At 45.3% G+C, this 19899-nt stretch carries 15 protein-coding genes; 2 read left to right on the top strand and 13 right to left on the bottom strand.

All coding sequences use genetic code 11. The features are described 5' to 3' along the window. The first annotated feature begins 147 nt into the window (after window positions 1–147). On the top strand, window positions 148–1293 hold the full coding sequence (locus RIB93_RS01840) for a hypothetical protein (protein ID WP_446369736.1): 1146 nt from the start codon (window positions 148–150) through the stop codon (window positions 1291–1293). A 142-nt stretch (window positions 1294–1435) separates the two neighbouring features. On the opposite strand, the gene RIB93_RS01835 is transcribed toward RIB93_RS01840, so the two are convergent. The 6 genes from RIB93_RS01835 to kaiC form a co-directional block, all read right to left on the bottom strand. Then, complete coding sequence (locus RIB93_RS01835) at window positions 1436–3010, bottom strand: ATP-binding response regulator (protein WP_446369734.1); 1575 nt, start codon at window positions 3008–3010, stop codon at window positions 1436–1438. Window positions 3011–3039: 29 nt separating this feature from the next. Further along, the gene (locus RIB93_RS01830; protein WP_446369732.1) at window positions 3040–4551 is read right to left on the bottom strand and encodes a diguanylate cyclase domain-containing protein; all 1512 of its coding nucleotides are present in this window, start codon (window positions 4549–4551) and stop codon (window positions 3040–3042) included. Window positions 4552–4979: 428 nt separating this feature from the next. Next, entirely contained in the window at window positions 4980–8636 is a 3657-nt protein-coding gene (locus tag RIB93_RS01825) for a PAS domain S-box protein (protein ID WP_446369730.1), read from the bottom strand. Between the two features lie 21 nt (window positions 8637–8657). Further along, window positions 8658–9002 (bottom strand): circadian clock KaiB family protein, encoded by a 345-nt coding sequence (locus tag RIB93_RS01820; RefSeq protein ID WP_446369728.1) that lies wholly within the window; start codon window positions 9000–9002, stop codon window positions 8658–8660. Between the two features lie 45 nt (window positions 9003–9047). Then, the gene (gene kaiB / locus RIB93_RS01815) at window positions 9048–9368 is read right to left on the bottom strand and encodes a circadian clock protein KaiB (RefSeq protein ID WP_446369726.1); all 321 of its coding nucleotides are present in this window, start codon (window positions 9366–9368) and stop codon (window positions 9048–9050) included. A 48-nt stretch (window positions 9369–9416) separates the two neighbouring features. Continuing rightward, a complete protein-coding gene (kaiC, locus tag RIB93_RS01810) occupies window positions 9417–11129 on the bottom strand; it encodes a circadian clock protein KaiC (protein WP_446369724.1) in 1713 nt (570 codons plus the stop codon). Window positions 11130–11225: 96 nt separating this feature from the next. On the opposite strand from kaiC, the gene RIB93_RS01805 reads away from it, so the two are divergent. Beyond that, a complete protein-coding gene (locus RIB93_RS01805) occupies window positions 11226–11399 on the top strand; it encodes a hypothetical protein (protein WP_446369722.1) in 174 nt (57 codons plus the stop codon). Window positions 11400–11531: 132 nt separating this feature from the next. Here the strand turns inward: RIB93_RS01805 and RIB93_RS01800 are convergent, their stop codons facing one another. From RIB93_RS01800 to RIB93_RS01770, 7 genes are all read right to left on the bottom strand, one after another. Continuing rightward, window positions 11532–13322 carry an AAA-like domain-containing protein gene (locus tag RIB93_RS01800; RefSeq protein WP_446369720.1) on the bottom strand — a complete coding sequence of 597 codons (1791 nt, stop codon included), beginning with the start codon at window positions 13320–13322 and terminating at the stop codon, window positions 11532–11534. Between the two features lie 193 nt (window positions 13323–13515). Beyond that, window positions 13516–15021, bottom strand: coding sequence for a pentapeptide repeat-containing protein (locus RIB93_RS01795; RefSeq protein WP_446369718.1), 1506 nt, complete (start codon window positions 15019–15021; stop codon window positions 13516–13518). A 264-nt stretch (window positions 15022–15285) separates the two neighbouring features. After that, entirely contained in the window at window positions 15286–15864 is a 579-nt protein-coding gene (locus RIB93_RS01790) for a general stress protein (protein WP_446369716.1), read from the bottom strand. A gap of 399 nt (window positions 15865–16263) precedes the next feature. Further along, complete coding sequence (locus tag RIB93_RS01785; RefSeq protein WP_446369714.1) at window positions 16264–17022, bottom strand: HEAT repeat domain-containing protein; 759 nt, start codon at window positions 17020–17022, stop codon at window positions 16264–16266. A gap of 144 nt (window positions 17023–17166) precedes the next feature. Then, on the bottom strand, window positions 17167–17658 hold the full coding sequence (locus tag RIB93_RS01780) for a GNAT family N-acetyltransferase (RefSeq protein WP_446369712.1): 492 nt from the start codon (window positions 17656–17658) through the stop codon (window positions 17167–17169). A 204-nt stretch (window positions 17659–17862) separates the two neighbouring features. Further along, a complete protein-coding gene (locus RIB93_RS01775; RefSeq protein WP_446369710.1) occupies window positions 17863–18027 on the bottom strand; it encodes a hypothetical protein in 165 nt (54 codons plus the stop codon). 51 nt (window positions 18028–18078) lie between these two features. Next, complete coding sequence (locus RIB93_RS01770) at window positions 18079–19872, bottom strand: sodium:solute symporter family protein (protein WP_446369744.1); 1794 nt, start codon at window positions 19870–19872, stop codon at window positions 18079–18081. Window positions 19873–19899 lie beyond the last annotated feature (27 nt).

Raw genomic sequence — 19899 nt, 5'->3', positions numbered from 1 at the left:
GAAGAGGGGCTGGGGGAGAGGGGTTTGACGCCGTGCGCCCATTTCACCGTAAAATCTATCCGACAATTGTAGCTGTGCCGAGCGACTACGCTAAACTCAATCTTGAGCAACACGAATCATAACACCATTGTTGACAGCTCTTGCATCATGACCAAACCTTTCTCCCCAAATAACCCCGCCCATACCACATTTCTCGACCAGTTTACCAGCCACACCGCTGATGCTTTACACCATCAAAACCAGGCAGTTAGTGAATCATTGAACCGCAGACAGATTCCGTCAAGCCAAGTCCGTTCTCTAGAGGAAGCCTATCACGTTTCCTTAAAACTCGGTGATAACTTGCCACTTAATCCCATCAAAAAACAAATCTTACAGCAACTTGATGCCGTTGTCTATTTTCTCCGAGATTTTCACATCGGGGTATTGGGTCAGCGTACCAGTATTTTTAATCTTTATGACGTTGAGATTCAAGTCGAATCTAATCTACGCTATCAAGTCACCTTTGAATCAGGAAAACTGTTGATCCAAATTCCCTACTGGCAGATGGCAGTTTTGGATCGCTATCTACCTTACCAGACGTTAAAATACTACTGGCGTAGTGGCAAACATTTACCCCGATTTTCGCCCATTCGCAAGGTATGGTGGTTAGTTGATCCGATTGGCGAATTACGGTCTAACCTTCGTTCCACCCTATTGGTAGCGATTCAAAAGCAAATCTTAGGAATTGATCAACTTTTTGTTAAATTTAACTTACTGGATGACGGCAAACAAACCCACCGAGATGCTCAAGGGAATAATCCGGATAAAACGGGACTCAAAAATAACGCGATCGCGTTCCTTAAGGGAACGGTAAAAGAAGAAAAATTGGGTGTGAATCTCGAACTCGTCCTTGAGAATCAGGACGATGCCAAAATTGCTCAGTTATTAGCAGTCTATAAGAAAAACTTGGCGGATCTAGATCAACTGGAAGAATTGGTGGAAACTGGGGCATTTACCTTACAAGAGAAGCTGAATGAAGAAGAATCGCAAGTCGATGTCAAGATGTTTGGCTTTGTCAATGTTGGGAACTATCATCGGATTGATGTGGCGGTCAATGTCAGTAATGGTTATCTGAAAAAATATGTGGATGTGATTCCGCGCAAGAGTAATATTAAAGCGAGACAATTTGGCTTTGTCAATGTTTATACGATAGATGACATTACCGTAAAACCAAATTTTCACGGGGCGCTGACACTCAATTTTGAAACAGCGGCGTTGGAGAGGGCTTTAAAGGAATTAGAATTAGTGCAGTAAGTGTTGATCATTCGTCCTTTTTCATTTGTCCTTGGTCTTTTGTGAGAGGTTGAGGCTGGCAGGGTAAGAGCATCTCAATTAGGCTTGACATAAGGACTCAGAGGAATTTAAGTACGGAAGACCCGGTGCGATTTCAATCGCCCTAGCAGGTAGTCATTTTTCCGCCATAATCATAATACTGATCAATTAATTTCAGAATCTCCTCATAATCAAAGTTATCCGCGAGTTCCAACACCTGGGTAACAAAGGCAAGATAGTCAGCATTTAATTGGTGGAGTCGCGAAATTTGCTGCTGCACATTTTGAACGTCACCCATTTGAGCCGCTTCATACAGCAGTAGTAGTTCTGCTAGCGGCGGGACTACCACGTCAGGTTCTGGGGATAAAGTGTTGATGATTTGATGCGACTCATCCCCAAGTTCCTGAGATAGAGTTTGGCTCTGACTATCATTAATCATAGTAAAATATGACGTGGGTAAGTTCGTTAATACATCTAAATCAAACCAAAATTTGCTTCCTAGGTTGGGACAACTTTCCAGAAAAATTTTACTTCCCATCAGAGCCAGGATTTTTTGGCTAATGGTTAGCCCTAACCCCGTTCCTTCTGGGCTATGCGAAGCCTCCATCACTTGCTCGAAAGGTAAGAAAATTTTCTCCCATTTTTCTGGAGTAATTCCTATCCCTGTATCTTCAATTTCAAAGCGGATATTGGCAAGAGTTTTTTGTACTTTATCCGTTTGCCTTGATGAAGTTACTTTATGGTCATTCAGTTCACAACTGTAACTCCTGACACTCACTTTTAAAGTGACACTACCTTGATGAGTAAACTTAATTGCATTAGAAAGCAGATTAATTAAAACTTGGCGTAGACGTTTTTCATCAACATATATCTCTGGGGGAAGTGAAGTTAGGGGGAAATAAGCAAATTTAAGTTTTTTCTCTTGAGCTTTGAACTTGAAGAGTTCAGCCAGATGATTTAAAAATAAACAAAAATCAATATAATCGGGGAATATTTCCAGTTTTTGAGCTTCGATTTTAGATAGGTCTAAGATATCGTTAATCAGCGTAAGCAGATGACTACCGCACTGATAAATAACACTAAGCCCCTTGTGTTGTAAAGGCGTGCAATCTGTATTTTTTTGCAGCAGTTGAGCGTAACCCAAAATGCCTGTGAGAGGAGAACGGAGTTCATGACTCATGTTAGCTAGAAACACACTTTTGGCACGGTTTGCGGCTTCAGCTTGCTCAACAGCTTGATGCAAAGCGGCTTCAGTTTGCTGGCGAATCTGAATTTCTTGAATTAGCTGTGCATTTTGCTCAACGAGTTGTTGATAAAGTCTCTGGAGGCGCAATTGATTCTCGACTCGCGCCACGACTTCTGGGGCTTGAAAGGGTTTAGTAATGTAGTCCACACCGCCAACGGCAAAAGCTTTTAGTTTATCAGCCGTTTCATTTAAGGCACTTAAAAATATGATGGGAATTGAACCAGTGGTGGTGTCTTGTTTAAGAATCGAGCAAACAGTATAGCCATCCATCTGTGGCATTTTAATGTCGAGGAGAATTAAGTCCGGCTGGTGAGAACGAACCGTTTCTAATGCTACCTGTCCACTAATAGCTTTTCTAACTTTATAACCCTCTAACCTAAGAATTGCCGCCAAGGAGCGCAGATTATCTATATTGTCATCTACGATTAAAACACTCGTTTGCTTGTTTACCATAACCACCCTCTGCTCTCGTCGATTGAATTTTAAATAGTGCAGTATAAATTTACGGGAATTGAGTATTCCCCTACCGTCTGATTTCTGCCTCCTGCTTTAGCTCGATACAGTGCCTGATCTGCTTGATTAATTAACGCTTCTATGTTTACTAAAGGATTAGGGATGAGGCTAGACACGCCTAAACTTAAGGTGACATATTTACTGCTCTCTGAACCGCCATGGGGAATCTTGAGATTTTCCACGCCTTGGCGGATAGTTTCGGCAACATGAATCGCGCCTTTGGCATCGGTATTGGGTAAAATGACGGCAAATTCTTCACCGCCATATCGGGCGACTAAATCGGCGGGACGTTTAACTAAGAGGCGGATTTTAGTGGCTACGTTTCGCAGACAATCATCGCCGGCTTGATGTCCATAGGTATCGTTATAACGCTTAAAAAAATCAATATCTCCTAAAATTAAGGAAAGGGGAAGTTGCTCTCGGAATAGTCGTTGCCATTCTCGATGAATATATTGGTCAAATTTGCGGCGATTGGCGATTCCGGTTAAACCATCAATAGTCACTAAATATTTGAGTTTCTGATTGGCTTCAAATAAAGCGGTTTCGACTTTAATCCGCTGCATCAATGTGCCTAACTGAGCCGCGATTAGCTGGATAAAGTCGATTAATCTCGGTTCGGATTCACTCCTGGCTTGTTTGAAAAAGACTAAAATGGCTAAGACGCGATCGCGAAACAGAATCGGTACACCGACACCCGTGTTCAGGTCAAGATTTAACCCCCCTTCAGCACAAAGATAACAGCAAGCCGATTCTGCCGAAATCTCGGTGATCCATTCCGGCTTTTTTGATACCCAAACTCGCCCCGGTAGTCCAATATTCGGCGCAAACGTAGTAGTTTGTCGATGATATCTAAATAATTTAAAGGTGGGATCGCGACTATACCATCCCCGACTACAATCCAGGAGAGTTTCTTTAGGATTAGGAATCCACGCTTCGGCAAAATCCCAATGGATAGTTTGACAAATTTTCGTTAATGTGATGGTTAAGGCAGACTGAAAATCATCGGTTTGGCTAATCCGGTGAGTCAGCGTCAGTAAAAGATGTAATTGGGCATTTTGGTCTTGAAGTTGCTTCTTTTGGGCGAGAAGTTCTTGGCGTTGATGGGCGAGCATCAGGTTATTTTTAACGCGGATTAATACCTCTTGCGCCTGAAAGGGTTTGACAATATAATCTGAACCACCTACGGTAAAGGCTTTCACTTTATCCGTTACGTCATCTAAAGCACTCAAAAAGATAATGGGAATCCTTTGAGTAGCGGCGTTGGCTTTTAGAGTTGAGCAAACGGTATAGCCATCCATTTGCGGCATTTTGATGTCGAGGAGAATTAAGTCTGGCGGGTAGGAACGAATGGTTTCTAACGCCATCTTGCCACTAATGGCTTTTCTCACTTTATACCCAGCACTGCTGAGGATGGCAGCCAGCGATCGCAGATTATCAGGATGGTCATCTACAATTAAGATATTCGCTTTAACATCTAACATCGCTGCCCTCCTCCGTCATAAGTAATAACTCTATTGTAGAGCCAGGTTTAGGGACAATTGTAGGGGCGGGTTTAGGGACAATTGTAGGGGCGGGTTTAGGGAATCAATTCAGCTAGTCGCCGATAACGAAAAAACAAAACCCGCCCTCCTCACCGATAACGAAAAAACAAAACCCGCCCTCCTCACCGATAACGAAAAAACAAAACCCGCCCTCCTCACCGATAACGGAAAAACAAAACCCGCCCTCCTCACCGATAAATGAAAAACAAAACCCGCCCTCCTCACCGATAACGGAAAAACAAAACCCGCCCTCCTCACCGATAACGGAAAAACAAAACCCGCCCTCCTCACCGATAACGGAAAAACAAAACCCGCCCTCCCCACCGATAAATGAAAAACAAAACCCGCCCTTGTCAGAAATAACGGAACTACTTATCTGAATTAATCACAGCTTGAGCTAGCTGAATAATTGGATCAAACTGGAAATTGTGAGCAAGATGGCTTAGAGTCGTGATTAGAAGCGTTTCCTCTGGCGGAATTTGTTCAATAAGCGAGAAAATTTCTTCATCATCACAAAGCTGTGCCACTTCAGAAAGCATTTCAATCCAGGATAGGGGCATCACCGATAAACGTTCAGGAGTTAACTGATTTCCCTGAACCGATGTCTCTGGCTGAGTCGTTCTGGATAATTGTGGCTGATCAGCTGCATAAACATAGCGCACTCCTAAATACTCTTCCATTTTGGCAAACAACGTTTCCACTTGAAAAGGTTTGGTAACATAATCATTACAACCCGCTTGTAGTGCCGAGGCGCGATCGCTATGGGAAGCGTAAGCCGTTAACGCGATAATAATTGGGGTTTGACTGTCTGATTGGCAACGAATCTGTTGCGTCGCCTGATAGCCATCCATAATCGGCATCCGCATATCCATCCAAATCAGATGGGGTTGCCACTGTTGCCACAATGTCAGGGCTTCCTGTCCATTTTCCGCCGAGCGCACCTCTAACCCAGGAAAGGTTAACAGCTTAACCAAAATTTGGCGGTTTTCGGGTTTATCATCAGCAACAATAATCCGGTAGGAGGGTTGATCGGGAACTAATCCAATAACTCGGCGGTGAGTATGAACAAGTTCCATATCGGATGCATCAGCCAAGTGAACCGGAATCTCAAAGCTGAACGTGCTACCTTGATTTAGTTGACTACTCACCTGAATACCACCACCCATTAATTGGACAAACTTACGGCTAATTGCTAACCCTAAACCCGTCCCTTCATTTGCCACTTTCCCAGCGTTAGTTTGGATAAAAGCATCAAATATACTCCCTAATTCCGTTGGCGCAATTCCCACGCCTGTGTCGGAAATCTCGAAACGGAGATGGAAAGATGGGGAAGATGGGGAAGATGGGGGGGTTCTCATCTCCTCTGCGTCTGAACCGTTATCATTTCCTTCTGCCCTCTGCCCTTTGCCTTCTGCCTTTAAAAAGCCTTCTGCCTGCACAGGTGCTACCCATAACGTAATACTACCCTGTGGCGTGAATTTAATCGCATTACTGAGCAGATTAATCAGAACTTGGCGCAATTTGTTGCTATCTGCCTGAATATAGTGAGGAACATCAGCCGCAATATTTAAGTGAAGCTGCAACCCTTTAGCCCGTGCTTTGTGTTGAAACATCTCTTGGAGCGATCGCATCAAAGCAATTAGGTCAAAACGGCTCTCTTCTACGCTAATACATCCGGCTTCGATTTTCGATAAATCCAGGACATCGTTAATCAAACAGAGTAAATGATTGCCACTCTTATTAATAATGTCTAAATTTTCTTGTTCCTCTGGCGTAATCGCTGGATCACGACTCATCACCTGGGTAAACCCCAAAATAATATTCAGAGGAGTACGCAATTCATGGCTCATATTCGCCAAGAACATACTTTTTGCCTGATTCGCGGCTTCGGCGTCGGCTTTCGCCTGTTGTAGGGATAACTCTGCCTGTTTGCGTTTAGTAATATCTCGTAAGGCAATCACATAAGCCGATTTTGAGAACCATTGAATCGGAGTTGCCTTCATTTCTGCCGTTCGCTCTATCCCACTCGATTGAATCAACTTGATTTCTGTGGTTTCTCCTAAAGGCATTCCCCACTGATAGTTCAGTAATGCGTCTGGGGTCATATCAAAAAGCTGGGCGGCGGCGGGGTTGGCAAAACAAACCTGACCCTGGCGATCAACGATCATGATTCCGTCGCAGGTAGCAGTAATGATGGTTTTGAGTCGGGTTTCACTTTGCTGGAGTTTTTCCTCAATTTGTTGGCGTTCGGTAATGTCCTGCACAAACGCGGTGAACATGACCTGATTATCCAGAATTAACTTAGAAATAGAGGCTTCCGCTGGAAATTCTGTGCCGTCTTTGCGGCGACCAAAAATAGCTTGGCGTTCTCCCATACGCCTTGCTTTTCCCTGAGAATGGCTGAAGGTTTTAATATGTTGGTGGTGAGCAAGGGTGTAGCGATTGGGTAACAGTAAATCTAGGGGTTGATCCAACACTTCACTCACCCTATAGCCAAACATCTTTTCCGCCCCTTGATTAAATAAGATAATCCGTTGGTTAGCATCAACAGAAATAATCCCATCACTGGCAATTTCCAGAATGCCCGCAAATCGAGCCTGGGACGCCCGAAGTTCCTGTTCGGCTTGGTGACGAATTTGCAGTTCCTGTTGCAGCGCTTCTGTACGTTCTGTTACCCGAACTTCTAGGGTGGCTTTTGCCTGTTGCAGAGCGAGTTCAGCTTGCTTGCGAAGCGTCACATCTAGGGCGGTGCTAATCACCATGCGCCGCCCATCACTCAGCTTACCCAAGGGGGCGGAATAGAAATCCCAGATGCGAGTGGAGCCATTACGAGTGATAATGGTATATTCGCCTTCGCCAATGGGTTGATTGAGTTGATATAACTGATCAATCCTTGCCAGAACCAACGCTTGGCGAGTACCGTAGGCTTTTTGGGTCCAATCTGCGATCGCGCGAATGTCTTGATGGGTGTAACCCGTGAGTTCTGTCCAAGCTTGGTTAATCTGCAAAACTTCGCCATCTTCAGCATGGAGCATAATCGGTATAGGTGAATAGAGGACGGCACGACGAAAGCGTTCCTGACTCTCTTGCAGCGCTTGTTCTGACTGTTTACGAGCGGTAATATTCGTCAGCGTCACCACACACCCTTGGATCTGGTTTTTGGAGTTCAACAACGCCCGCCCACTCAGGAGTAGATGGAATTGTTGCCCATCCTCTCGCCCAAAAACGACTTCAACCCCTTGGAAGATTTCCCCATTCAGAATTGTGGCAATGGAAAAGGGATGTCCTGAGGTTGGGGATGGTGAGGACATTGTATAATTATCTTCCCGAATAGTAGATGAGCCAAACATCAGCGGAAAAATCTGATCAAATGGCTGAAGTATGGAATTTTTGCCACAAAGTTCCTGGGTAGCCATACTGGTGCGGATAATAGTTCCCCTTTGATCACAGACGACAATCGCGTCAGCCACTTGCTCGAAAATAGAACGCGCCAGCTTTTCAGCGGCAACTAATTTTTTTTGTCGTTTATTTTCAGTTAAATCCGTTACAATTAAACAATTAACTTTGATCCCCTCCATCATCAATGGACTGACCGATAGCTCCACAGGAATCTCTGTCTGATCACTGGCAATGAGGTAGAATTCCCTGTGACTATATCCGGCTTCATCTTTCTGCAATAGGGATTGGAAGAAGGGGACTTCGACCGGGTTAAGGTATTGTTTAAAGTTAGAGCCAATAACCGTTTCTAAATTTCTTTGCAAAAGATCGGCTAAACGGTGATTACAATACAGCAGCATTCCATCAGATGTCACCGTAGCTGCCCCTTCTTGCATTTGTTCCACAAAGAGTCGATAAGGTTCATCGGCACTCTGTAAGGTAAAAATCTGGTCACCTGCGGGTCCTGATACGACTAATGCATCCACCTCACCCTGGCGAATTGCCTGCAATGTTTCTTCCGCGACACTCAGGCGATCGCGTAAGTATTGAAGTTCTTGTTCTAATTCCTCCCGTGTTTTTTTTGCCATCGATTTCAACGTAATTTATAGCTAATCATTTTTCGGTACAATATCTAGCCCCACCATAATTTTTTCTGTCTGGGACATATCGCCAATAATCCGTTGTAATGGCAGGGGCAGTGTTTTAATTAGGGTGGGTGTGGCAAAAATCTGTGCTTGCTTAACCAATTCCGGTTGTTGATAAATATCGATAACCTCCAAAGTGTATCGTTCGGGAAGATAGTCTTCACAGATACCTTTGATAATTTCAATGGCACGGATCGATTTTAACGTTGTTCCAGAAATATACAAGTGGAGAAAGTAATGCGTTGGCTTGCTTTGAATCAGCGCTTTTTCAAAGGCTTTTGTCGAATTTTTTATGTTTTTCTCTTCCATTATTTTATCCTATTGTTTTGATGAAGTCAATGAACACTATGCCATCTAAATTTGTTCTGCTTCTCGACGCAAATCGAGTCCTACCAAAACTTTTTCAGTATTGGATAAATCGCCAATAATTTGTTTGAGTGGCGGCGGCAGTTTCCGCACCAATGTCGGAATCGCCACAATCTTGTCTCCTTTAGCAAGTTGAGGATTTTCGAGTAGATCAATCACTTCGATATGATATTGACCATTCAGGTGTTCCTCACAAATTTTTTTTAAATTAGCAAATGCTTTAATTGATTTCGGGGTTTGCCCTGCTACATAGAGGCGCAATTGCCAAAATCCTGATGCCTGATTGCCAATTTCTTGTAGAGTTTCCATAATTAAAAACACTGGGTAGTTGATACTTGAGAGATTAAACACAGACGTCTACTCATTGCCTTGAATTAAATCAGCCTGACGAAGCTGCGCGATCGCGACTCGGTTTTGCTGTAGATTATCTTGGTGTGATTGCTCCTGTTGCATCATCTGTTCAATATCTTCCTCTTCCCGTTCTAGCTGTGCTTGTAAGGCGGTGATTTGGGATTGGATAATCGCTTTCTGGCGGGCAAAATCACGGCGCTTGCGCTCAAATTCCTGTTTTCGAGTCAAATTCACGGCTTTTTCTTTTTCCTCTTGAATCCTTCGCGCCGTACCCGTCAGCACCATCCCTTCTCCCAAATAGACATCGACTAACTCGACTCCCTGCTTGGTTAATTTCAATTCCCGCACCTGATTGGAGTGTTCCATCCCACGAGATTTGAGGATAAAAAATACACGATTGCGTTCGCCATTACTCTCCACAAAACGCACCTCCAGCCAGGTATCCATTAACGAGGAAACGCCGATCTCAGTCTGCTCAACAGGCATCCCCCCTTGGATTAAATTCGTCAAAAACACCGTAATTTGTTGGGACTTTAGCAGATCAATCAGACGGAAGAGAAAGGCTTTTGCCTGTAATAGAGTACCGCCCATAGTCAGATTACTCATCGGGTCAATAATCACAACCGTGGGCTGAAACTCTTGAATTAAACTGTGGATTTGTACCAGGTGCATTTCTAAGCCATAAGCCGTCGGACGTCTCGCCTGATACCGTAACAAGCCTTGGTTGACAAATTCCGGTAAATTAATGCCAACCGATTGCATATTGCGGATAATTTGCTGCGGGGCTTCTTCAAAGGCAAAATAGAGACAGCGTTCACCCCGCCGACAGGTGGCTTCAGCAAAATGTGCCGCCAACGTCGTTTTCCCCGTTCCCGCTGTACCTGTGATCAGAATACTGCTACCACGAAAATATCCCTCCCCTCCCAGCATAGTGTCGAGGCGTTCAATCCCACTCGATATCCGTTCGTGGGTTACGGTATGATCTAATCCCACGGATGTAATCGGCAATACAGTAATCCCGTCTGAATTAATCAGAAAGGGATAGTCATTTGTCCCGTGACTAGACCCCCGGTACTTGACAATTTGCAACTTACGGGTTGAAATATCTTCGTAGAGACGGTGATCGAGGCGAATCACGCAATCAGAAACATACTCTTCGATGCCATAACGAGTCAGAGAGTTCTCCCCTTTTTCCCCGGTGACAATTGCCGTAACCCCTTTCGTTTTCAACCAGCGAAATAACCGCCGCAACTCTGCCCGGACAATCGCGGTATTGGACAAGCCAGAAAACAGCACTTCAACAGTATCCAGGACAACTCGCTTGGCACCGATGGCATCAATGGCACTACCGAGGCGAATAAATAAAGCTTCTAAATCATAGTCCCCAGTTTCTTCAATCTCCTGCGGGTCAATATAAACATAATCAATCGAGAGTTTTTCTGTTGCCGTCAATTCGTCCAAATCCCAACCCAAAGACGCGACATTTTGGGTCAATTCTGCCGCCGTTTCTTCAAACGCCATGAACACACCCGATTCTGAGTAGTCCAGGATACCCCGTACTAGAAACTCTATCCCCATTAACGTCTTTCCACACCCGGCTGTTCCACAAATCAGAGTTGTTCGTCCTAACGGCAATCCGCCATCAGTAATTTCGTCTAATCCTTTGATCCCGGTTGGGCATTTGCGAAGTTGATTTTTGGCTAATGTGGTTTTTGACATGGATTGCCCTTCCTCAGAATTTGGTTAGTCGTGGACTGGTGAAAATGAGCCACCCTTATCCATTACCTCATCTTATCGGGAAAAAATGAGGAATTTATGACGATTGGAGGCAGGGGGATTTACGTCATTGTGGTTAAATCGGGCGCACGTCGGTCTTATGTGTCAACTACAGGCGAGAAAATCAATGCTGGTAAGGTTTTAAGCTGTGTCTATCTACTTCTCGACATTTCCCCCTCAACCATTAATCATGGAACTCCAGCAGTACATTAGTGCAATTGAAAAGATAGTAGTGAAACCCGCCCCTACAGACTCACACACCATACCCGAAAAACGTTGCCAAGAGTCAACATTTATATGCCCTGAAAAGTTCGGTTGGCGAATAGAATCACCTGTTCCCCACACTTACGCCAAGCGATCGCGAAAATATTTCTGGTACAATTGACACCGAGGCGTGCAATCATTACCAAAGAGTTTTACCAGTCCCATACTGTTTAATTTAAACGCCTGTTGCGAGGGTAAACGGACTGGCGTCGATGCCATTACTATGGCTTTCATCGCGTCCAATAATTCCGGATGGGTTTGCAAATTCCACAAATGGCGGCGCAAATGATCACTATAAATTCCTGCTTCCGTGGGCGCGGTTTGCTGGATGTCCTCTAATGTCATATCCTGACGGGCAATATGATAAAGTGCCAGTCTCACCAAATAAGGATGTCCACCAACTAAGGTAACCAGAGAATCTACCGTTTCAATCGACCATTCTAATCCATGGCGTCTGGCTAATTCCATCACCTGTTGTTGATTAAACTCTGGCAATTCAATCGGTAATCCTACATTAAAGGGCGATTTATTCATATCCAAGGGAACATATACTTCTGTGGAATGTACCACTACTAACCGAAATTTCTGCCAAATCTCGCGCCGTTTCGCCTCCTCATGCAATGCCCGTAATAACCCGAAAAAGTCATCAGCAATTTCCGGAGAGGCAAAGAGGCGATCCACTTCATCTAATCCTAATGTCAATGAGGTGGAAATATGGGGAAGTAAATACTGTTCAAAATAGGCTTTACAGCTTTGATTGCTGCCAATCATATCCGCTAACTGGGCATATTTTGCCAGTTGTTCGGGATCGAGTCGCCCCAAGGCTAAACTGACACTGGCACAAAACCATTCTAAGAATGTATGGGAATTTGCCAATATCCGCTGATTTGCCAGTTGTAAACTTAAGGCTACGGTTTGAGAACCCTGCTGTTCAGCATGACGCAGAATTCGCGCCATCAAAGAGGTTTTTCCCATTTGTCGGGGGGCTTTGATTCGGATTAATGCCCCCGGTCGAGTTATGGTTTCATAACAAACTGATTCAATGGGCGGGCGATTAATGTAAAAGGTAGAGTCAAGATCGACTTGCCCTTCGGGTAATTCTGGTGCAGCGACAGGGAGAGGCGCATGAAGTGATGTATTTTTCTGTGTTTGGGGAGTCAGTTTACTCCAAGAAATCGCCAATTGATGATCCGTTGGCAAAGCGGTACGCCCTTGGCTGAGAACCTGGAGAACTTCTGAGGCGAGAATCGTCGGATCATCATGACAACGCCAGTGCCAGGGTTGAGTGCCTTGGAGATAGCCGAGTAAATCAAAAGGTAAGGGGGTACTGATACCATTTCCATTCTGACAAACGTCCACTAAAATCGGCAAAATTGCGGGTTTTTGGGGCGTGATATGGTGTAACGTCTTAGCCAGCCGAACTTGTTCGAGTACCATTTCGCTAACGGCGGTGGTTTGGGATAATAGCAGCAGCAAGTAATCGGATAGCTTTAAGTAGTTATCCAGGGCAGTATTTTGCTGCGCCAAAAAAACGTCATGACCCGCTTGACAAATTGCCTGTTGTATTGTTTGTGTCAGATTAAAATGGGGCGGGTATCCACTCATCAGCACTTTTGCTCTGATTTCCCGTACCTCCAAAGCGGGAGATGGAGTCTCCAAATCAGCGATATCTCGCCATTCCTGCCCTAATGCGGCGCACAGTTCCACGAAATTGATATAATCCACGGGTTTGCCGTTGAGGAAGTTGCTCACGGTGGATTGGGAGATACTCAAGGCTTCAGCCAAAAGCTTCTGACTGGGAAAGCCATTCCGCAAGAGGGACGATTTAACGCGGGAAACAGAGTGAGAGTGAACTTGGAGCGATCGCGGCATTGTTTAAACCAGCTTGTGATCCTGCATTGATCATAAATGCCAATCCCCGTAAAAGTCGATAGGAGATACGGTTTGGGGATTTTGGGGAGGGATGCGATCGCAAAGCTAATAGAAAACGACTTTAACTGCCTCAGCCCTAACTGACAGCCAAACATTGGCTCGCTACTAATACCCAATTTCAATGCATGACCGCTTACTGTATCTTCTGATACTCTTCTAACGCTGCCAGCAGTACATTGACTAAAGGATGATCAATCAATTCTTTTAATACCTCAGTCTGCACGCCTTTTAAGCCTTCAACGACTGAAGCTTTCAATATCGGATTGTTCTCAATCCTCTCTAGCACCTCGATAACCACCCTTTGTTTTTCCAGAGGCGTATTTGTGGGATAGGTTTGATCGAGCTGTTGGAGTAACTTTTGAATTTTGGTTGCGGTATCGGTCAGTTGTTGCTTTTGTTCTAGGGTATAGGGGGGTGCGATCGCAGAATTTCCAGAGGGACAATTTTCCACGGACTTTCCCGGTTCGGACTGGTGAGGGATTAGAGGTTCAACTAACCGTCTTGCTTCTACATTAATCGTTTGACCGGGATTCACAGTTTTCTCAGCCAACCGTTGTAGAATCTCAGTTAAGTTGGCACTCTGCTGACGATAGGTAGCCACTTGCTCATATTTCACCTGTAACTGATAACGATAGTCTTTATCAATCACCTCAAGTTGGGCATCGTACTCACGATTAAGGAAATGCTCAATCTCCAACCGATCGGCATCGATAGGAATGGCAATCCGGATGGTTAATACCCCATCAGGGCGATTTTCTAAGGATTGAATCGTGAGGATGTTACTCCCATCCTGGGCTTTACAGGCGTGAAAGGTGGCAAAGAATGCTTGCCAATCAATACCATTGCGGAAAATTAAATTAACCGTCTCTAAGGGAACTTGAAACACCCGCGTGAATTCTCCCGGGGTAAATGTTCCCTGATGGGGACGGCGTTCGTGTTGATTTGTTTGTAAGTAAACATACTCACAAATTACCTCAGCTAAATTTGTCCCGCTATTGATGTGCCAGTCTTCCAGACAGGCGGCGGTGAATATGGCTTGGTGAAAATCGGTGTTGAAGGCTTTGCAGCGTTGTAAGTTAACACCCCGCAGATTGGCTTGACTACAATTAGCACCACTGAGATTCGTTCCCCTGAGGTTTGCACCGACAAGGTGGGCACCACTGAGATTCGCCCCACTAAGATTCGCCCCACTGAGATTGGTTCCACTCAGTTTAGCGCCAATCAGTTTTGCCCCCACTAAATCAGCACCACTGAGGTTGGCTTTCGTCAAATCAGCACCACTCAGATAGATATTATTCAGGTTCGCACCAATGAGATTGGCACTAATTAAGTCAGCATTTCTCAGATCTGCCGCCGTGAGGTTTGCACCGATCAAATCCGCCTCACTTAAATATGCCTCACTCAAATAGGCTTCACTCAGGTTTGCGCCAATCAGATCCGCTTTACTCAAATCTGCCTGACTTAGATTTGCCCGACTCAAATCAACGCCACTGAGTTTCGCCCCTTGGATGGCAACGCCCTTACCCGTAGCAAAGCTGAGATTGGGTCGGATATCCGGGTGGTGCGCTTTCCACGCATTCCATACCTCCACCCCTTGCCTGAGTAAGGCAAGATAGTCTTCATTCGTCTGTGGAGACATAAAATCGTTAGACAAGTTCCGCTTTACACATCCGTTATAGATGGAAGAAACACACTTAATTGAAATGCTTCCATAATAAGGGTTTGATGAATGGGTTGCCTAGAACTATGAACCAGGACGTCTCATCAGTAATGAAATGATATCCTCCCCAACCTCAATCGACCATTGGGAGAGAGGTTGGGGAGGATATCAAAAAACAAACGGCGAGGACTTATCCCCACCATTTCTTAAATCTTATCGGATGAACATTGTCCATCCTTATACCTATACCCTGGTACCCATCTGAGGATTGGTATTGACGCCAGGTGCATTATAGATAGCCCAATCCTGAATTCCTCGATTTTGGAAAATGGGTTGCATATTCAGGATCTCGGTTTCTGTACCCTCTACAATCACCACGTAATCGCCGACGGAAACTCGTTCATCATAATGTTTAGCAGCATCTTCGGGGATTCCCCAACCAATCAATGCACCAACTAAACCACCACCAGCGCCACCAATAACACCTCCTAAGAGGGTATTCGCTAAAACAATTCCTAATTCTGTAGCTACACCGACTCCAGGAATTGCTAATACGCCTAGACCACCAATTAAACCTAGGAAACCGCCTACCGTACCGCCAGCAGCCGCTCCCGCTTTAGCGCCTTCTTTAGCCTGGTTGCCACCGTCTTTATGCAGGTCAGTACCGCCAATTTTCTCGTTGAGACTAGCGTCTTTAGCAATCACGGAAACTCGATCCAGATCGAATCCTCTATCTCTGAGTTCCATGAGCGCATTTTCTGCCTGTTGACGACTAGGAAAGACGCCAATTGCATGTCTTAATTGTGATTGGGCTACAGCCATATTTTTTCTCCCTATACTTCAAAACCGATCAACCTGTCAGAATGCAGGACTCGGATTATTGTTGCGTTTTTATTCACCTTTCTATTTTGGTAAGAGAACACAAAAAGTTCATCAGTCTGTAGAGAGAAGCTGTTGATAGGCAATAGGGAATAGAGAGCTGGGGGAGCAGGGGAAGCTGGGGAAGCTGGGGAAGCAGGGGAAGCTGGGGAAGCAGAGGGAGAGCGTGTAGGGGCGGGTTTTACCATTAACGGGAAGGTTGTCACCCTGATATCACTAAACCCGCCCCGATTAGAGTGCAAGTCACCTTCAACAAAGGACATAAGACGTAGCTTGCTTCTGAAGGGAAGCGAGTATGACGAATGACATAAGACAAATGACGAATGACATAAGACAAATCCCCTAAAACAATCCGTCTATCTCAATTTCCTCAATCATCTGTAAAGCACGGGGATCGCCCACTCTCAACAGGGCAGCTTTTGCATCTTCCTGCACGCCCATATCTTCATCTTCGGCAAAGGCTTCAATTAAACCGTCAACTGCACCTGCATAGATAGCATTCGAGGGGAGTTCTCGACAAAGCTGCCCTAATGACCAAGCACAGTTACTGCGTACTGCTGCCATGGGGTCTTGCTTTAAGGCAGTAATTAATGGGGGAACACAGGCGACGATATCCTCATAGTCTAGCTTTGCCATCTGTGCTAGGGAACTTGCTGCCCACAAACGCACAGCAGAGATATCTGTACATAAGGCATCAATCAAACTGGGCAATGCTTTGCGATCGCGGCAATTACCTAATGCCCAAACAACCCCTTTACGCACATAACCATTCCAATCCCGGTTCAGTTGCTCTATTAAAGGATCTACGGCTGTTGGATCAGGATTGCGTCCTAATGCATAAGCCGCACTAACTCGTACCAACGGACAGACATCGTTTAATAGATTAATCAGATGAGGAATTGCCCGTTCATCTTGAAGTTCACAAAAAGCCCGCGCCGCCAGCATCCGTTGGGGCGTTTCTGGGGCGGTTAGCAGAGCCAGCATCGCTTCTGGATCGGGTTGAGTCTCTTCTGAGTGGTCATCAATTGGCTCGATTTCATCCAGAGGGCTGTCTAGCTCACCTGCCGCCTCGATTAATCTTAGCTCGTTATTATCATACATATTTAAAAAAATATCTTATTCAGCGGTTATTTGTCCTATGTCCTTTGTTATTTGTTATTTTTCCTTTGTCAACTTATCCATCTGAACATTCTCGCACTCAAAAGTATGCCCTGGGAAAAAGTGAAGCGTCAACACTCAGAACTCTTATCCAGATAGCGGTTTCACCATCCAAAGGGACTGGGTTTGGAATCCTAACTTATCATAAAGACGCACAGCCGATGGATTTGACTCAAACACTTGCAACCCAATTTGGCGATCGCCCCGAACTCTAGCCCAGTTTTCAGCATGATACATCAGTGCCGAACCAATACCCTGACGCCGATGCTCTGGCATCACGTAGAGTAAAAAAACATGGGCATGGCGATCCCCACTTACCTGATCAATGGCATTTCCCAGCCATAAACCAGCGACAGGTTGATTTGATGGTGCGGCGTCACCCTCAGGATTGGCTAAGTCTACCCACCACAAGGGTGTGTCTTGACAAAAATACCGTCGTATTGTCTCTTCTAAATGAGAAAAATCCTGCTGTTGCGGGAAAAGCTCTTGGTAACTCAGTTGGAGAAACTTCAACAAGGTTGCCTTCTCCAATCGAGAGCCAACTCGTAGCTGATAGCCCGGTATTAAAAATTTACGCATCTGATAAACAGGAGTTGAGGCAATAAGGGAGCGGGGGTGCGTGGTTGTCGGGGCGGGTTTTACCAATAACGTTTCGCACGAGCAACTGGGCTATAAGAAGCGTAAGAAACCTCGTCCATGCGTAAGCCATGGGCGGGTTTTGAACAACAGTTATCATGAACAGCGAGACGAAAGTTCCTAAACCCGCCCCTACACACTCAATACTCAAAACATCCCCAATCCCCTCATACTTACTGAATTGGCATCTTCAATAGGTGCAGGTGCTGCCATATCATTGGGCAAAAAGATACGAGCGCTAACGGCGAGTAACGCGACGACAAAGACTAAGACGATCAGAAAAGGGGCAATATACTGACGGAAAATAGACATAGGTATCCAATTGGATAAAGATTTGTAACGCCATTGTTATCTATCTTATAACTACTTGGAATCATAATCCCCATCATCTAATCCCGGTCTAGGCATCGGTACAGCTTTTTTCCGATTAAGCTGACGCAGCAACATTGCCCCACCCACAGCGATGATCAGGGATACCCAACCCGTCAGGGGTTGTAGCAGCAGAAATCCTCCGATCGCAAACATCGTACCAAACAACAATAAAATGGCGGCAAATACCCGTTTAATATCCTGTCCCAGGTTTTGAACAGGTAATAACCCCGTACTTTCCTGTTGACGTTGCCAACCGGGACCTGCTGGACGCACCCGACGATAAAATTCATCTAGAGTTGCCTCCGATTCTGGCGGCGTCACTAACAGGGCTGTAATCCATAACACACTGGTAATAACTGTCGTCACCAATAGACGCAAACCAAACTCCTCAATCTGGATAATCGGGACGATACTGGTGGTTAACCCAACAATAAACCCACCCACCATTGCCGTCAGTTCAGCTATGGCGTTAATTCGCCACCAAAACCAGCGTAAGATTAAGACTAAGCCAGGACCGGTGCCAATGGCAATCACTAACCGAAATACGGTTGCCACATCCTGAGAAAAGAACGCCGCCATCGCCCCTAATGCCGTCACCACCACTGAAGCAATCCGCCCCGCTAATACCAACTCTGACTGTTGAGCATTCGGTCTGATAAAGCGCTGATACAGGTCATTGGTTAAATAAGATGCGCCCCAGTTAATCGATGTGGATACCGTACTCATAAACGCAGCCAGTAGAGACGTAACCACTAACCCCAACATCACCGGGGGAAGGAAATCCAGCATCAGTTTCGGATACCCCAATTCTCGGTCGGATAAATCGGGATAGACGACAATCGCCACCAGCGCCACGAGTATCCAGGGCCAAGTTCTGATCACATAATGGAGAATATTAAATAACCACGCCGCTTTTTCTGCCTCCGCTTCATCCTTAGACGCCGCTAGACGCTGCACGAATTCCCCACCACCATCACTCCGACGAAATGTCCACCACTGGAGAAAGATATAGGCAAAAAAGGTACTCGCGGTAATTCCAGCGGTTTCACTCCAGCGGAAATTATCAGTTATCGGAAAAAAGGATAAAATATCATGTCCGGTTATCTGCTGCACTTCTGGCACAAGGACATGAATTCCACCGACATGATTGACTGCCGCGATCGCGACAACAATTGCCCCAAATAGTGCTAAAAAGAACTGAAAAAAATCGGTAGTGACTACACCCCAAAGCCCCGCAAAACCTGAGTAAATTAAAACCAGAATGCTAACACCAACCACACTCAAAATTTTCAGATTTTCCCCCGGTTCAATCCCCAAACTCTGCCAAAGTTCCAAGGCATCCACCACTTTAATCATGGCAAGCATAGCGTAGCCAATGGCAATACAGTTAATCGGTACGGCAAATAAAAAGGCTTTGGTTCCCCGTAAAATTGCGGCTGTTCGTCCGCCATACCGCAGTTCAGTCAATTCCGCGTCGGTGACAATTTCCGAACGTCGCCACAATCGGGCAAAGATATAAATCATCACCAAATGGGCGATGCCAAAACTCCACCATTCCCAGTTTCCGGCAATTCCGCGATTACCCACAACCCCAGCAATATAAAGCGGTGTATCAATAGAAAACGTCGTCGCTGCCATACTTGTACCCGCTAACCACCAAGGGAGCGATCGCCCGGAGACGAAAAAATCGACCAAACTCCCTGAAGCTTTGCGAGATAGATAAAGTCCTAACCCCATTGAACCAATCAGGTAGAGCAGGACAATCAGCCAATCAACCTGTTGCATAGTTTTGCGATAACGTTTGACCTGAGT

Source organism: Coleofasciculus sp. D1-CHI-01, from assembly GCF_040218875.1.
Taxonomy (GTDB): Bacteria; Cyanobacteriota; Cyanobacteriia; order Cyanobacteriales; family Coleofasciculaceae; genus Coleofasciculus.
The sequence above is the reverse complement of the archived record's forward strand: the minus strand, read 5'-3'. Positions and strand labels throughout refer to the sequence as shown.